Genomic DNA, 16,312 nt, shown 5'->3' on the forward strand with positions numbered 1-16,312 from the left:
TGACGGAGGTATTATCCACCTATTGATATTTGGGATGAGAAAAGCATGAGCAAAAGAGAGCAAACTCGAGAGCGAATTTTAAGCGCAGCCTGGCATCTGTTTGAGACTCAGGGTTATCAAGAAACCTCAACTCGTCAGATCGCACGACAAGCAGGTGTTGCGGATGGCACTGTATTTAGTCACTTTGAAACGAAACTCGCGATTTTACGTGAAGGCATGCTAAGCCAACTCACTCGCCTCTCAGAGCAATCTCGACTGGGCTTAGATAGCACTGTAAACAACCAAATCGAGCTGGGAATGCAATTTGCCAACACTTATTACCGCTACTATTTTGCCAATGTAAATCTAAGCCGCGCACTACTCAAAGAAGTCATCTGGGACATGAACTATTATCACTCTTTTAACCAAGACTTATTCGACGCCACTGACCTCTCCACCACCATTGTTAAAAAAATGCCCCTTATACTCGACTGTTATTTCATGACTTTAATCACTCATCTAAGTCATGACGAGCCTAAATTAGATGCCGCGCTTAATGATCTAGAAAGTAAGTACCGCTTATTACTCAGCGACGATTAATCTCATCCCCAACTAGCCAGTGACAGCTCAATCAAACGATTTCGTTTAACATTTTTGTGACATTTTTATGCTCGAACGCTCATTTTGAGTGTTTTATTGTTTTCGTATTCGCCTGAGTATGGAGAATGTACGCCATCAGCCAATCACAATTTATCGGCTTCCTATCGTATTAACTCGCTAAAATAAACATAGGATGCTTAAAAGGACATTTACTATGACTGAGCAAAAATACATTGTTGCCCTAGACCAAGGAACAACAAGCTCTCGTGCGGTAATACTGGATCATGACGCCAATATTGTCAGTATCGCCCAACGTGAATTTACTCAGATCTATCCTCACTCAGGATGGGTAGAGCATGATCCTTTAGAGATTTGGGCGACTCAGAGTTCAACCTTAATTGAAGTGCTCGCCAAATCAGGAATTAGCAGTGATCAACTGGCTGCGATTGGCATTACCAACCAACGTGAAACAACCATCGTCTGGAACAAAGAAACGGGTAAACCGATCTATAACGCCATCGTGTGGCAGTGTCGACGTACCGCAGAGATTTGTGAAGAACTCAAAGCGAATGGTTTGGAGGAATATGTACGTGAAAGCACTGGCCTACTGCTTGACCCTTATTTCTCCGGCACCAAAGTTAAATGGATTTTAGATAACGTCGAAGGCGCTCGCGAAGATGCCAAAGCCGGTAAATTGTTATTTGGCACTGTGGATACCTGGTTAGTCTGGAAGATGACTCAAGGTCGTGTTCATGTGACCGATTACACTAATGCATCACGAACCATGCTGTTTAACATCAATGAACTACGCTGGGACCAAAAACTCCTCGATGAACTCGGCATTCCCGCATCAATGATGCCAGAAGTAAAACGTTCATCTGAAGTTTATGGCCAAACCAATATTGGTGGTAAAGGCGGAACTCGTATTCCAATCGCCGGTATCGCTGGTGACCAGCAAGCCGCGCTTTACGGTCAAATGTGTGTCGAGGCCGGTCAGGCAAAGAACACTTATGGTACGGGCTGTTTCCTTTTGATGAATACTGGCAAAGAGAAGGTCAACTCAACCCACGGCTTATTGACCACACTGGCTTGTGGACCTAACGGTGAACCCGCTTACGCATTAGAAGGCGCCGTATTTATGGGCGGTGCCGCGATACAATGGCTGCGTGACGAAATGAAACTGCTCGCCGACGCCAAAGACTCAGAGTACTTTGCCACTAAAGTTGATTCGTCCAATGGCGTCTATGTGGTGCCGGCGTTCACAGGATTAGGCGCTCCATATTGGGATGCTTGGGCACGTGGTACGATTGTCGGCTTAACCCGCGGCGTCAGCTCTAACCATATAATTCGCGCGACATTAGAAAGCATCGCCTATCAAACACGTGATGTACTTGATGCTATGCAGGCAGACTCGGGAATCGAGTTGGCCAACTTGCGAGTCGATGGCGGCGCCGTCTCAAATAACTTCTTAATGCAGTTCCAGTCAGATGTGCTTGATACTGACGTCGTCAGACCTAAAGTAACCGAAGTGACCGCGCTTGGAGCCGCCTATTTAGCGGGGCTCGCCGTGGGCTATTGGGGTAGTATCGACGAATTGAAGCACAAAGCACAACTTGATCGCACATTTAAACCTCATCATGACGAAGAGAAACGTCGCCGCCGCTATAAGGGCTGGAAGCGAGCCGTCAAATGCACCCAAGTCTGGGCAGAAATGCACAGTGAAGACGATGAATAATCCTCTATTGCTCACATTTCACTTTCTGTAACAGCGCCGAACGGCGCTCTTTTTGCGTCTTACCGCGGATTCTTTGCTTTACTCCCTTCTCTCAACGCGCTAATTCGCGCACAATAACATCAGTAAGCATTTTCGAATTTGGTGTAATGAGCATTGAGGCTGGTTACCCCGGGAGTTATCAGTGAAACAGATCCCACGTCACCAGCAAATTGTTGCCTTGGTGCAAAAACAAGGCTATGTCAGTACCGATGAACTGGTGGAAAAGTTTAATGTCAGCCCACAAACCATTCGCCGCGATCTCAATGAATTAGCGGATGAAAACAAAATTCGTCGTTACCACGGCGGGGCGACGATCCCACTCAGTTCTGAAAATACCTCTTACAATACCCGTAAGAGCATGAACTACAATGAAAAAGATGTTATTGCCGAAGAGGTGGTAAAACACATCCCAGATGGCGCAACACTATTTATCGACATAGGCACAACGCCAGAGGCGATTGCTCGCGCATTAAGTAAGAACCACAAGCAACTGCGCGTGGTGACCAATAACATCAATGTCGCCGCCATATTACTGGCCAACCCTGAATTTAAAGTGATCTTAGCCGGTGGTGAAGTTCGCAATCGTGATGGAGGCATTGTTGGCGAAGCCACGCTCGATTTTATTAAGCAATTTAGGTTGGACTTTGGCATCTTGGGTATTAGTGGCATCGATTTTGACGGATCCTTACTCGACTTTGACTACCATGAAGTGCGCGTAAAACAAGCCATCATAGAGAATAGCCGCAGTGTTTTCCTTGCCGTTGACCACTCTAAGTTTGGCCGCAATGCGATGGTCAAGTTGGGTAATATTTCTCAGCTACACATGCTGTTTACCGATAAACAGCCGCCTAAAGAAATTCTGTCGATTCTTAAACAACAATCCATTCCCTTCCAAGTCGTCGAGCGTTAATTTACTCACAAAGTCATTACCAATCGACAACAAAACAAAAACCTCCATGTTCGTATGGAGGTTTTTTTATGCCTAAAACACATAAACACTCAAAAACGAAAATAGATCGTGATCTTAAACGAAAGGTGATATAGGATAATAATTCGTTCCTAAATGCTCGTTCGCTCACTACAAGGTCAAGAAATTTATGGATACCACTTCTAACGCAGTACACACAGATAAAACTTTCGATTTGATCGTAATCGGTGGCGGCATTAATGGCGCAGGTATTGCTGCGGATGCGGCTGGGCGCGGCTTATCGGTCGGTCTATATGAAGCACAGGATTTTGCCTCTGCAACCTCTTCGGCAAGTTCAAAATTGATCCATGGTGGCTTGCGCTACTTAGAACATTATGAGTTTCGCTTGGTTTCGGAAGCACTCGCTGAGCGTGAAGTACTGCTCATGAAAGCGCCACACGTCGCTCAACCGATGCGTTTTCGCCTCCCTCATCGTCCATTCTTAAGACCTGCATGGATGATCCGTTGTGGATTGTTTCTGTACGATCATTTGGGTAAGCGCACCACATTACCGGCCAGTGAAAGTATTGACCTTAGTCAGTCAGGTTTGTTGAAGCCAGAAATGAAAAAAGGCTTTGAGTACTCAGACTGTTGGGTTGATGATGCGCGCTTGGTGTTGCTTAATGTCTTAGCCGCGCAGGAAAACAGCGCAGAAATTCGCAATTACTGCCGAGTAGAAAATGCCCGTCGAGTGGGTGATTGCTGGCATGTCACGATTAAAAATGGCATCACTGGAGAAACCTTTACCCGTAAAGCAAAAGCATTGGTCAATGCCGCAGGGCCTTGGGTTAAACAGTTCTTTGATGACGGCCTTGAGCAAGCTTCACCGCGTAACATTCGTTTGATCAAAGGTTCACATATTGTTGTACCACGCATTCACGACGAACCTCAGGCTTATATCCTGCAAAATAAAGATAACCGAATCGTATTTATGATCCCTTACCTTGATAAGTTTTCGATCATTGGGACCACCGATGTCGAATACCAAGGCGATCCACGTAGCGTTGCGATCTCAGCCGATGAGGTTGACTATCTTATTGATATCGTCAATCAACATTTCGTCACCCAGCTCAGCACAAAAGATGTGGTATGGAGCTATAGCGGCGTACGTCCACTGTGTGATGATGAATCCGATTCACCGCAAGCGATCACCCGAGACTACACACTTGAATTAGAGGCAGAGCTGGACCAAGCCCCTTTACTATCGATCTTCGGCGGTAAACTCACCACCTATCGTAAACTCGGTGAAGCCGCGCTTGAAAAACTCAAGCCGTATCTGCCCCATATGGGAGCGCCTTGGACGGCCCATCACGCACTACCAGGTGGTAATTTTAGTTGCTCTCGAGAACAATTGGCGAACACACTTCACGCCTCCTACCCATGGATGCCCTATTCGTTGCTGCTACGTTACGTGACCCAATTTGGCACTTATACTTGGCAACTGCTTAAAGGCGCAACCTGTACAGACGATCTTGGCAATGAGTTCTCTCAGGCGGCGCAGGGAGTTTATCAGTGTGAGATCGATTATTTTATTGAGCATGAAATGGCGGTAAGTGTTGAAGATATTTTGTGGCGTCGAACTAAGCTCGGCTTATACCTCTGCGAGCAAGAACAGCAAGCGCTAGCGAAATATGTCGAAAGCCGACAAGCAAAGCCTTTAGTTCAACTGTCTGAAGTTGGCTAAAGCGGAAACTCAATCAGGCTTGGTCGTCACTCCAAGCCTGATTAAACCAATGACTGGTTAACCGGGGTGCCCATCCACGCGTGGCTGAACGAGCATTTTGCCAAACTGAGCAAGGTAGAGTACAAACGCCAGTACCCACAAACCACCACTCAATGTAATCAATTCCATCCAATAACTTGGCAACCAAGTGACACCGATACTGCGCACTAACGCTGCCAACACAATCGCCATAAACGCGACACTCATGTTTGGTCCTTGATAAATGGCTCTGCCAGTATGGCCCATTGTCACGCGAGTTATCATGGCTAATATCACTCCACCTAACGCCCCTATCGCAAATAAATGCACCATGTTGTGACTTGCAAACGGATCAGACAGCGCCCCGCGGAGTATCAAGCTGAGCGGAATACACAGATAAGTAGCATGCAGAGACCAAACCAGAGGTTCACTTAATGTGCGCCACGGCTGCCAACGCATCACACGAACTAAATGAGCGGCACCAGCCAACAACATAAGTCCAGAGCCTAGCTGAGCAAAGGTCATGGGGAAGAAACTCAATAGGAACAGCGCAACCAGCGGGAAGTTGGCGGCCGCATCTAGCCAGACCAAAGGTTTTGCTTGATCAAAATTGAATCGTCTGGCAGTAAAGAAAGGGATCACGCGTCCACCCATCACCGAGAGTAATAAGGTAAACCACCACAACATAGCTTGCCAAACTGCGCTAGAGGGGAAAGGAGGCAGCCCTTTTATGGTCGCATAACTGGCGAAATTGGCGCCTATCGCCAATAAAAACAGCGGTACAAAGAACAGATTACGCCACCCTTTCGCTTTAATCACTCGACTGCCAACTTCATAAGCCGCACAAGCAATAAACAGTGCTTCAATTGAGGCCGTTACCCACAGCGGAACTGGTGTCCAGAGCAATATTCTTGGCGCGATCCATAACGCGACCAACCCTGCCAGTCGATGGCTTTTAGTCCCATTGATCCCGGTCCAGTTTTGTACCGCAGTTAACACAAAGCCCACCACGATCGCCATGGCAAAACCAAACAACATTTCATGGACATGCCACCAAAGTGCAGGAACCTTTAACGCGGCTGGCTGACCTGTCTGTAGCATCCAGATCCACAGTACGATTGAAAGCGGTGCGTAAATAGCGCCAAGTAAAAAGAAAGGTCGAAATCCTAAACGTAATACCGGCGCTATCGCTTGTTCTACTTTGTTGTCAGTAATATTGAGCACTCAATGACTCCTAAACAAAATCAGCTAATAAAAACAAACTCTTCTATCGCAAGAACCATTCCACTTTATCAACCTGCGTCAATCAAGGGTTCACGACTTTACAATGGACTATTCGAGTCATTTTGACTTAAAGTTAACAAGTCATTTTGACTCATTAATGATTATTTACATCGCGACGGTTTGCAAACCCGCTCGCTTAGGTTACAACGTTAAGTCAGCACGCCACGATAAAGGAGACAATATGGCGAACTATATCTTTGGTTACGGCAGCTTGATGAACTCCGCATCTCGCCAGCTTACCGGACAAACCTCACAGGCGACGCCTGCCACGGCCCATGGTTTCAAGCGCTATTGGGGCAAAGTCGATGACAGTTATATCTTGTCCCCTCTGGTCGTCAACAAAGGCCAAGGGCAGGTCAATGGCGTTCTACTTGAAGTCAGTGACCGTGGTCTCCTAGAGTTCGATGTTCGTGAACGAGGTTATCATCGTGTGGTGATTGAACCAGACCAACTTGATGCGCCACTCTCGTTAAGCTCTAGCGATCAAGTTTGGGTCTATATCAAAGATAACCCACAGCCCCCGTGCTCGCTGAGTCCCATCATGCAAACTTACGTTGATACTGTCCTCGCAGGTTGCTTAGAAATTTCGCAACACTTCGCCGAGCAGTTTGTACAACACACCGTAGGTTGGCATTTCCCGCTAGAAAATGACCGTCACCAACCTAAGTACGGCAATCTTGCAGGTGTCACCCCAGCTGATCATCCGACCATTGACGCTCTAATTGCCGACGTAATAGGGTAACGTTTACACCTACTGCAAACACTTGTACAGCAAGTGTTTAACTTCGCAAATTGCACACGTCACTGCTATATAAATTGCCTTATTTACATTATCGATGTTAAATAGCAACAGCAGTCAATTTCGAGGTTAATATGGCCACTATCAAAGACGTCGCCAAAGAAGCAGGCGTCTCTATCGCCACCGTTTCGCGCGTGATCAATAAATCGCCGAAAGCGAGCAAAGCATCCGTCACATCGGTGACTCAGGCAATGGCCAAACTCGGTTATCGCCCTAATGCGGCAGCTAAGGCTTTGGTCAGTCAAAGCAGTAATACCGTTGGCGTGTTAGTTGGCGATGTCTCCGATCCTTTCTTCGGTACGTTAGTCAAAGCCGTCGACAATGTTGCCCATCAACATGGTAAGCACATCTTAATCGGCAATGGTTACCATAGTGCAGAAGAAGAACGTCAAGCGATTGAATTACTGATCAACAACCGCTGTGATGCACTGGTGATTCATTCCAAAGGCTTGTCTGATGAAGAGCTCATCAGCTATGCAAAGGAAGTCAAAGGGTTAGTTTTTATTAACCGCTATATTCCGCAGGTGGCTGAGCGCTGTATTGCACTTGATAACCACAAAGGGGCCTACCTTGCAACTGAGTACCTGATTCGTCATGGTCATACTAAGATTGCGTGTGTTGCCTCATCGCACCAAATTGAAGACTCAGACCAACGCATACAGGGCTACTTGGCCGCCCTCAAAGATAATCATATTGAACTACCATCAAGCTATATTGAATATGGTGAACCAAATAGCGATGGTGGTGAAATCGCCATGACCAATTTGCTAACCAAGTCGCTAGAGATGACCGGTGTCGTCGCCTATAACGATTACATGGCAGCAGGCGCCCTCTCTGTTTTGGATGAAAATGGCATCAAGGTGCCGGATCAAATTTCCATGCTCGGCTTTGACGATGGTTTGATTGCACGTTACATCAGCCCACGCCTGACAACCATTCGTTATCCTATCGCGATGATGGCAGAACGCGCTGCACGACTGGCATTGAGCTTGGCGAAAGAGCAAAACAACCATGAAGAAGCGTTGATGTTTACCCCGACCTTAGTAAGACGAAATTCAGTCGAAAAACGCTAAATAAGAGCAGAAACAACAAAAGGCATGATTTCTCATGCCTTTTGTTATTATCCATTTGGCTTTATGCCACGCCGTGGCCTTTCGAAGCAACCCAGATGCGATACCACTGTTCATGAGTCAGAGAAAGATCTAGAGCACCTGCCGCTGCGCGTACACGCTCAATGTTACCACTGCCAATGATCGGCACTGGCTTCGCAGGTAAACGCATCACCCAAGCAAAGATCACTTGGTCAATTGAGCTTGCGCCAATCTCTTCCATTACCTGAGCTAATGTTTCACGTAGACGCGTCATCTGCTCACTATTTTCAGTAAAGATACGTCCGCCAGCCAAACATGACCAAGCCATCGGACTGACTCGCATGCGTTGCAACTGATCAAGAGTGCCGTCTTCCGTCACCTGTAGGTTAACCGGGTTGATTTCAACTTGATTGGTCACCAAAGGCTGATCTAGGCGAGATTGCAATAACTCAAACTGAGTCGGGGTAAAGTTAGACACACCAAAGTGCTTCACCTTACCTGCCGCACTGAGCTCAGCAAAGGCCTCAGCGGCGTCATCGGCATCCATTAGTAGGTCAGGGCGGTGCAACAGCAGCACATCAAGATGATCAGTGTTGATACGCGACAGCGACTCATCAACCGAGGCAATGATCGCCGCTTTACTGCTATTGTAGTGGTTAACGGTTTTACCTTCACCACGATAAATACCACATTTTGATACGATTTCTATCTGATCACGCATACTGCTATCAAGAGCGAGAACCTCACCAAACATACGCTCACAAGCCGAGTCCGGGCCATAAACCGGGGCATGATCGACCGTGGTAATCCCCATTTCAACGTGCTGTTTAAGAAACGTGTGTTGTTGCTGAGTGGTCATTCCCCACTCCGCCATGCGCCAATAGCCTTGGATCAGCGGAGAAAAGACCGGATGTGACTTTTGCATAATGAAACCCTTTAGTGATTCTGCCGTCGTCTGATAACGCGCCAGTGACTTAACCTCAGTATACTCACTCCTTATAAGGTAATTAAACACATCAAGGCGAAAAGATAATTCGTTATAGAGCACAATTTATCAGGTTTAATTTTCTATATTGAACGATATACTCAGGCAATCCGCCTTCTATTGAGATTTTCCCATGCATAAAAAACACAAACGTTTCGAGCGCTATACGCTTTTTGGTGAAGTGGCGAAACAACTGAGTTTTTCTAAAGCAGCGGATACTTTGGGCATTTCGCGAAGTTATCTCTCTTCGCAAATCAATCAATTGGAACAAGAGTTAAACACGAGCCTATTGATACGCTCAACGCGCAGCGTACGTTTGACGGCTGCTGGTGAGAAAATACTGGCGAAAATGCACATCATTAATGCCTCAATTGTGGAGCTGGAGAAAGAGTTAGAGCACACCAAAAGTGATGTCAGTGGGCTACTGAGTATTACCGCCCCCACCATTTTTAGTCACCGTTTTCTGATCGATATTTGCGCCGAGTTTCAAGCACTGCATCCACAAATAGAATTCGACTTAGACATTGGCTACAACCGTCAAGACTTGACCAAAAGCCCTTTCGATTTAGCTATTCGCGCCACCAACACACCACCTGAAAATATGGTGGCCAAAAAGTTGATGCCCTATCAGCATCTTTGCTGTGCCTCGCCACAATACATCGCCAAGTATGGGGCTCCGAGCCACCCTAATCAGTTAGTCTCGCACAACTGCTTATCTGACCCTCATTTACGTCATTGGCAATTTGAAGCGCAGCAACACATTATCAATGTCGAGACCAGTGGTAATCTCTATATCAGCGATAACCTACTGCTACTCAAGGCGGCGGAACAAGGCCAAGGTATCATCAAAATGCCTTGTTATTTGGTCACCCCTGCGCTAGAAAGTGGGCGTTTAGTGCGCTTATTACCTGACTACCAACTGGCGCAAAGCCAAATCTATCTGATTTTCCCGCCTCAGCTGCGCCGTAGTACTAAAATGATGGCGTTTGTTGATTTCGTTCAGCAATGGTTTGCCCGCAGCTAGAACGAAAAAAGCCCGCGAACAGTGCGCGAGCTTAATGGCTAATTCAGATTAGCTCATGACTTGTTGAGGTTTAGTCGGCTCAACATCCACGCCTTCAGCAAATTCACCGCGCTGCAGTTTTTCTCGCAAAATGGCATGTTGATCTTCAGTAAAGGTGTAACGAGACATAATAAAGATACGTACTATCGCCCCCAATGCTGGTAGCAATGCAATACAGAAAAACATACCGTTCAGTACAGTGTCAGTTTGCTCAACGTTAGGCACATAGCCAATCGTCGTTAAAATAACCCCCGTCAAGCCACCAGCAACCGCGACCGACAATTTGCCAGTAAAGGTTTGACCAGAGAAAGTGATTGCCGCGGTACGCTTGCCACTGTGATAGTAAGAGTACTCAACCGTATCTGCGATCATTGCTGAAATAAGCGGATTGGTCATCATAAAGATCGCGGTAATCACCGCCAGCCAGATCATCACCGTGGTTGGATTGTCATAACCAGTCAAGTAGAAGCCGATACGAGCAATAACTTCGAGCACACATAAGGCGATGAAAATATCACGTTTCTTAAAACGCTTAGTGAGCATTGGCGTCGCTAAACATGCAATCGCACTGACCAAAGTAATGGTACCGATGACCGAGACCAGCCCTGCATCGCCCATGTTGTAGGTGAAAAAGAAAATGTACATGCCATTAACAAGGTTAAAGAACACATTCATAAAGAATGCCGCCAAGATAAAGAACAGCGGCTTGTTCTTGCGCACAGCTTGGAAGGTTTGCTTAAGCGTGACTTTTTCACAGTTGGCCGTCGAGATGCGCTCCTTAGTGTGATAGAAACCGTTAAGCATGAACAATAAACCAGCAATCATGAGTACGATTACCGCGGGTAGATAACCTTGATCGGTGCGGCCATCGGCAAAAAAGGCGCTCAGTTTTGGGAAGATAACCAAAGTCGCACCGATACCCGCATTGACGCCCAACATGGCACAGGTTGCCGCCTTAGCACGCTCTTGCGGTTCATCGGTCATCACTGAAGACATTGACCAAAACGGCACATCCGAGATGGTATACAACGTTCCCCATAAGATGTAAGTAATACCCGCGTACATCACCTTAGTCGACATGTCCGCATCGATACTATAAAACGAAGCAATCGTTACTAGCACGATTAAGAATGGAGTAAACAGCATGTAAGGGCGGAATTTACCAAAGCGTGATTCCAACGTATCCATGTAGCCTGCGATAAGCGGATCGTTGACCGCATCCCAGACACGCGCAATCAAAAAGATACCACTCGCCGCAATCGGAGAAATGCCTAAAATATCGGTGTAAAAGTAAAGAATAAAGGAGCCGACCAGGCCAAAGCTAAAGCACTGGCCTACCCCGTAGCCGAAGTAAGACATCAGCTCCTTGTTGGTTAATCTGTTGCGTAGAGTAGTCATAAGTTCACGTCTCAATTAAATTGATTATAGATTGGCTGCCGACCTATGTCTTTAGGCCGGCTCACAAGCAATTAATCCACTTCTGCGAGTGTTTTGATTAACTGCACTTCGCTCGGATCATAGGGTTGCCCTTGCTCATCCAGCAGGTCGTGGAACCACTGACTGGCATAATTTTCATCATTGCGTTTAATTTCTGGCCAAGGCAGGTGAGTCTGAGTTTTACCTTTGACTAGCCCCCACTGGTAGCAGCCAATATTTTTCTGTTTGAACAGTGGCAGTTGTTCATGAAGATGAGACTGGGCGTGACGCGCTAACCACTCGGTACACATCATCGGCCGGTTGTGCGCCTCTACCACTTCCAATGCTTTATGGAATAGATCAATCGGTAAGTATGCGTGGAAGGTAATAATGTCAGACAGTTCCATTGCTCGGCGATCAGTCGGATGCTCAAAAATAGGTAAGCTGCGGTCAAGAATGCTAGGGCAATGCCATGCACCGACGGTTAATGGCTGAGTTGGGTTCACATCACGTGCCCATTCAAAAGCTTTTTCCATCAACTCATGGCTGAATGTTTCCATCTCTTGGTCATATGCCAATTCACCAGTGGTGGTGAAAATCATCCGGTTGGTTGGCTCATTGTAGAGATCCCAAATCACGATGCGTGAGTCATTTTGGTAGCTCGAGATGATATCGCGAATATAAGCTTCAACTTCACCCCACTGCGATTTATCCATCACCACATTTCGACCAGGGCTCGCAGCGGCCTGGCTATTATGCAGATCGGGAACTGGCGCTTTTTGCTCGCCAAGGAAGGGATGATCGCCTGAGAATCCACAGTCATCCATCGGTGTCATCATCACCTTGATATCGTTGCGCTCACAGATATCTAAAAAGTGGTCGATGCGAGCGTGCAAACCATCACGGTCTGCTTGCCAAACAATAAACGGCAGGTTGGTGCGCAGTGTGTTGTAACCCACCTGCTTTGCCCACGCTAACTCTTCTTCCATGATTTCTGGCGCAAAACTGTCTGCTTGCCACATTTCGTTCCAGTTAACCGCCGTCCTTGGTAAGTAATTAAATCCACGTAGCCAACCGTGCTGTTTTTGCCACTGCCACGTTTTGTCTTCTGACCATCTACCCATCTTACTTACCTCAAAAATAATTTATTAACTAATATTATTAGCTAATAATATTTAAATCTCTATTGTTGGCTAGGAATGAAAAGGGAAAGCGTGCGAACAATCACAACAATACGATGAGTGCGACGAACTTTTGTGATCTTAATCTTTAACAGATGATCAAAATTCGATAATTAGCTAATATCTTTAGCTAACGAAATTAGGTTGAAATTCAAGATGGCTAAAAAAATAACCATGAGTGACATTGCCGCAGCAGCGGGGGTGTCTCAATCAACGGTATCGCTGGTACTCAATGGCTCAACGTCAGTTAAAATTGCGCAAGCCACTAAACGAAAAGTGCTCGATAGCGCCGAATCCCTTGGTTACAACAACAAGAAAGTGGCTCATGCATTAGGGCTGCCAAAAAAAATTGCGATAGTGATCAACGGATTAAGCAGTTATGACCCCTTCATAGATGCCATCAATGCAGCGCGTGAAGAAGCGTGGAGCAATGACTATATTTTGGCCACGTTTAACTACGGTCATGATGAAGTGATGGCGAGTAAGATTGAATCTGAGATTAATGGTGGCGACTATGCCGGTTTGATTTACGCATCAAGCATGACTCGTGAACTGAGCCAACAACGGGTTAACACTTCACTCCCTACGATACTGCTTAACTGCACCAACGAAAGTAACTCGGACACACCGAGTATTCTGCCGGCCGACATGATCGGTGCTTACAAGGCGGTCTCGCATCTGACCAAACAAGGTTACCGTCGCATTGCGATTTTATCGGGTGAGAATTGGATGCTGGCCAGTCAGCAACGCAGTGAAGGTTATCGTCAAGCATTGATCGACGCCGACATTTTACCTAACGACGACTATTGTCGAGAAGCAAACTGGTCGTTAAAAGAAGCGCACCAGCAAACCTTAGATTTGTTCCAATTAGCCCAACCTCCACAAGCAATTTTCTGCTGCAGCGACTTTATGGCGATGGGATGCTATCAAGCCATCGCCGAATTGGGTCTAAAAATCCCACAAGATGTCGCAGTGGTTGGCTATGACAATCAACAAATTGCCTCAGAAAGCTTTCCGGCACTCACCTCGGTCGATCTGCCTTATTCGGATATGGGCAAACTGGCGGTTGAGTCTTTGTTAGCACAGATGGAAGATCAGCCTCTGCTTTCACATCGGCGTAAAGTGGAAGGTGAATTGATCGTTCGAAGCTCGTCTAGCCAATAAAAAAGGTAGGCATCACAGCCCACCCAAATGCTATCTAACATTCAAACTGATAAACGGTTTGATGCTGATAGCTTCCCCCTGGTGTCAACACCCCACGGTTGACACCCCAATCTGGCTTGTTTGGCCCATCGGGAAAAAACTGGGTTTCCAACGCAAGACCATCATACAACTCATACGTTTTACTCAACCCTGGCGTTTCCGCTAGGAAGTTACCTGAATAAAATTGCACTGCTGGCTTGGTGGTTTTGACCTTCATCGTCACATCTTGCTGTGGTGAACGCAAAATGGCGGCAACGGTTTGACCATCTGTTACTTGAGGCTCAAACACAAACGCGTGATCGTAGCCACCTGCGGTTTTCTGATCAGGCTCAGTTAGAAACTCACTACCAATATTCTTAGGTTGAGTAAAATCAAAACTGGTGCCCTGCACGGCTTTGATTTCGCCACTAGGAATTAACCCACTGTCGGTAGGCAGATATCCCTCAGCATTCAATTGGAGTTGATGATCTAAGCTCTTAGCCCCACTCCCCTCCCCCGCTAGGTTAAAGTAGGCATGGTTGGTTAAGTTGACCGGACAGGTTTTATCCGTACTGGCTTGATAACCAATCACCAGTGCGTTTTCATCTGTTAACGTATAAGTCACGCTCACGTCGAGATTGCCCGGATAGCCCTGATCACCATCGGCAGAATGGAGGCGAAATACCACATGATTGGCACTGTGTTCGGCCACCGCCCAGCGGCGTTTGTCGAAACCATCTATCCCGCCATGTAGGGAGTTTTCGCCGTTATTAACCCCGACTTGATACTGCTTTCCTTCAATTTCAAACCGACCAAGTGCGATCCGGTTTGCAAACCTGCCAACAATGGAACCAAAGTACGCACTCTGCTTAATGTGCTCAGCCATGTTAGGCGAACGCAGCAGAATCTCTCGTGACTCGCCCTTGACTGGCAAGGTACAACTTAACCAAGTTGCACCAATATCCATAAACGAGACCGTCATACCATTGTCATTGGCTAAATGGATAAGCTGCGCGACTTGACCATCAAATGAAGGGGTTTGATCCATCGATTGTTCGAGCTGTTCAAAATGACTAGCCATCATACTAAATAACCTCGACTAAGCCTGCGCCATCTTTCGCTTGGCATACGTAAATCGATTCTTTCAGTCCTGTTGCTGCCTGATATTGCGCTTCGACAGCGGCTTTAACAGGTTCAACAAGTTGCGGAGGCATCACAGCAACAATACAACCACCAAAGCCACCACCTGTCATACGCACACCGCCTTGATCTCCAATCACTTGCTTGACGATCTCAACTAAGGTATCGATTTCTTGCACGGTAATTTCAAAGTCATCGCGCATCGAGACGTGTGACTCGGCCATAAGCTCACCGATACGTTTCATGTCATGGGCACGCAGTGCCTCTGCCGCTTCAAGCGTACGATCATTCTCTGTGATGACATGACGAGCACGTTTTGCCACCATACTATCTAATTCAGACACTTTCTCATTGAACTGTTCAATCGTCACATCACGCAGGGCTTTGACGCCAAAAATGCGCGCCGCAGCTTCACATTGCTCACGACGAGTGTTGTATTCACTATCAACCAAACCACGCTTTTTATTGGAATTGATGATCACCACCGACATCTCTGCGGGCATCGAAACCGCTTGAGTCTCTAAGCTTCGACAATCCAGTAACATGGCGTGATTCTCTTCGCCCTTCGCTGAGATCATTTGATCCATAATGCCGCAATTACAACCAACAAATTGGTTTTCGGCTTGTTGACCATTTAAGGCAATCTCAGCCTGAGAGATGTTTAGGTTGTAGAGCACTTTGAATGTCTGACCAATCACCACTTCGAGGGCGGCTGATGAGCTTAGACCTGCGCCCTGTGGAACGTTGCCACTCACCGCTATATCTGCCCCTTTAAAGTTATATCCGCGAGCAAGTAAGCACTTAACCACACCGCGAATATAATTCGCCCACATTTTATCTGATTGAAAAGTAATGTCGCTTGTGATGTCGAATTCATCCACGGCGTTATCGTAATCCACAGAGACAACACGAACGATATTGTCATCACGCTGAGTCGCAGCGACAACGGTTTGGTAATCAATCGCACATGGCAAGACAAAACCATCGTTGTAATCGGTATGCTCACCGATCAGATTGACCCGACCCGGAGCTTGGATGATATGAGTCGGTTGGTAGCCCAACAGCTGCTCAAAAGAGGTTTTTACCGCTTGAATTAGTTCAGACATAATTAAATCTCACGCTCAAAATTGGTTGAGACTCCAAAGCTAA

At 46.7% G+C, this 16,312-nt stretch carries 14 protein-coding genes; 8 read left to right on the forward strand and 6 right to left on the reverse strand.

Annotated features, from left to right (window positions below; genetic code table 11):
- The first annotated feature begins 45 nt into the window (after positions 1–45).
- The 4 genes from BS19_RS09760 (at position 46) to glpD (ending at position 5,004) form a co-directional block, all read left to right on the forward strand.
- On the forward strand, positions 46–579 hold the full coding sequence (locus BS19_RS09760; protein ID WP_038174975.1) for a TetR/AcrR family transcriptional regulator: 534 nt from the start codon (positions 46–48) through the stop codon (positions 577–579).
- 214 nt (positions 580–793) lie between these two features.
- On the forward strand, positions 794–2,314 hold the full coding sequence (gene glpK, locus BS19_RS09765; RefSeq protein ID WP_038174976.1) for a glycerol kinase GlpK: 1,521 nt from the start codon (positions 794–796) through the stop codon (positions 2,312–2,314).
- Between the two features lie 181 nt (positions 2,315–2,495).
- On the forward strand, positions 2,496–3,263 hold the full coding sequence (locus tag BS19_RS09770; RefSeq protein WP_038174977.1) for a DeoR/GlpR family transcriptional regulator: 768 nt from the start codon (positions 2,496–2,498) through the stop codon (positions 3,261–3,263).
- 187 nt (positions 3,264–3,450) lie between these two features.
- Positions 3,451–5,004: a glycerol-3-phosphate dehydrogenase gene (gene glpD, locus BS19_RS09775; RefSeq protein ID WP_038174979.1), complete on the forward strand. Its 1,554-nt coding sequence runs from the start codon at positions 3,451–3,453 to the stop codon at positions 5,002–5,004.
- 57 nt (positions 5,005–5,061) lie between these two features.
- Here glpD and BS19_RS09780 read toward each other — a convergent pair whose 3' ends face one another.
- The gene (locus BS19_RS09780) at positions 5,062–6,246 is read right to left on the reverse strand and encodes an NnrS family protein (protein WP_038174980.1); all 1,185 of its coding nucleotides are present in this window, start codon (positions 6,244–6,246) and stop codon (positions 5,062–5,064) included.
- A 241-nt stretch (positions 6,247–6,487) separates the two neighbouring features.
- Here BS19_RS09780 and BS19_RS09785 point away from each other — a divergent pair, with 241 nt between their 5' ends.
- The gene (locus BS19_RS09785) at positions 6,488–7,048 is read left to right on the forward strand and encodes a gamma-glutamylcyclotransferase family protein (protein WP_038175057.1); all 561 of its coding nucleotides are present in this window, start codon (positions 6,488–6,490) and stop codon (positions 7,046–7,048) included.
- A 131-nt stretch (positions 7,049–7,179) separates the two neighbouring features.
- A complete protein-coding gene (locus BS19_RS09790; protein WP_038174981.1) occupies positions 7,180–8,178 on the forward strand; it encodes a substrate-binding domain-containing protein in 999 nt (332 codons plus the stop codon).
- Positions 8,179–8,239: 61 nt separating this feature from the next.
- On the opposite strand, the gene BS19_RS09795 is transcribed toward BS19_RS09790, so the two are convergent.
- Entirely contained in the window at positions 8,240–9,121 is an 882-nt protein-coding gene (locus BS19_RS09795) for an aldo/keto reductase (protein WP_038174982.1), read from the reverse strand.
- Positions 9,122–9,314: 193 nt separating this feature from the next.
- Here BS19_RS09795 and BS19_RS09800 point away from each other — a divergent pair, with 193 nt between their 5' ends.
- On the forward strand, positions 9,315–10,205 hold the full coding sequence (locus BS19_RS09800) for a LysR family transcriptional regulator (RefSeq protein ID WP_038174983.1): 891 nt from the start codon (positions 9,315–9,317) through the stop codon (positions 10,203–10,205).
- 48 nt (positions 10,206–10,253) lie between these two features.
- On the opposite strand, the gene BS19_RS09805 is transcribed toward BS19_RS09800, so the two are convergent.
- Complete coding sequence (locus tag BS19_RS09805; protein WP_051686520.1) at positions 10,254–11,642, reverse strand: MFS transporter; 1,389 nt, start codon at positions 11,640–11,642, stop codon at positions 10,254–10,256.
- Positions 11,643–11,713: 71 nt separating this feature from the next.
- A complete protein-coding gene (locus BS19_RS09810; protein ID WP_038174986.1) occupies positions 11,714–12,784 on the reverse strand; it encodes a cellulase family glycosylhydrolase in 1,071 nt (356 codons plus the stop codon).
- 213 nt (positions 12,785–12,997) lie between these two features.
- On the opposite strand from BS19_RS09810, the gene BS19_RS09815 reads away from it, so the two are divergent.
- Positions 12,998–14,005, forward strand: coding sequence for a LacI family DNA-binding transcriptional regulator (locus tag BS19_RS09815; protein ID WP_038174987.1), 1,008 nt, complete (start codon positions 12,998–13,000; stop codon positions 14,003–14,005).
- A gap of 34 nt (positions 14,006–14,039) precedes the next feature.
- Here the strand turns inward: BS19_RS09815 and galM are convergent, their stop codons facing one another.
- Both galM and galK read right to left on the reverse strand, forming a co-directional pair.
- Entirely contained in the window at positions 14,040–15,104 is a 1,065-nt protein-coding gene (gene galM, locus BS19_RS09820) for a galactose-1-epimerase (RefSeq protein ID WP_038175058.1), read from the reverse strand.
- A 4-nt stretch (positions 15,105–15,108) separates the two neighbouring features.
- Positions 15,109–16,269, reverse strand: a complete 1,161-nt coding sequence (gene galK / locus BS19_RS09825; RefSeq protein ID WP_038174988.1) for a galactokinase — start codon at positions 16,267–16,269, stop codon at positions 15,109–15,111.
- Positions 16,270–16,312 lie beyond the last annotated feature (43 nt).

It is taken from the genome of Vibrio pacinii DSM 19139, assembly GCF_000711795.1.
GTDB classification, from domain to species: domain Bacteria; phylum Pseudomonadota; class Gammaproteobacteria; order Enterobacterales; family Vibrionaceae; genus Vibrio; species Vibrio pacinii.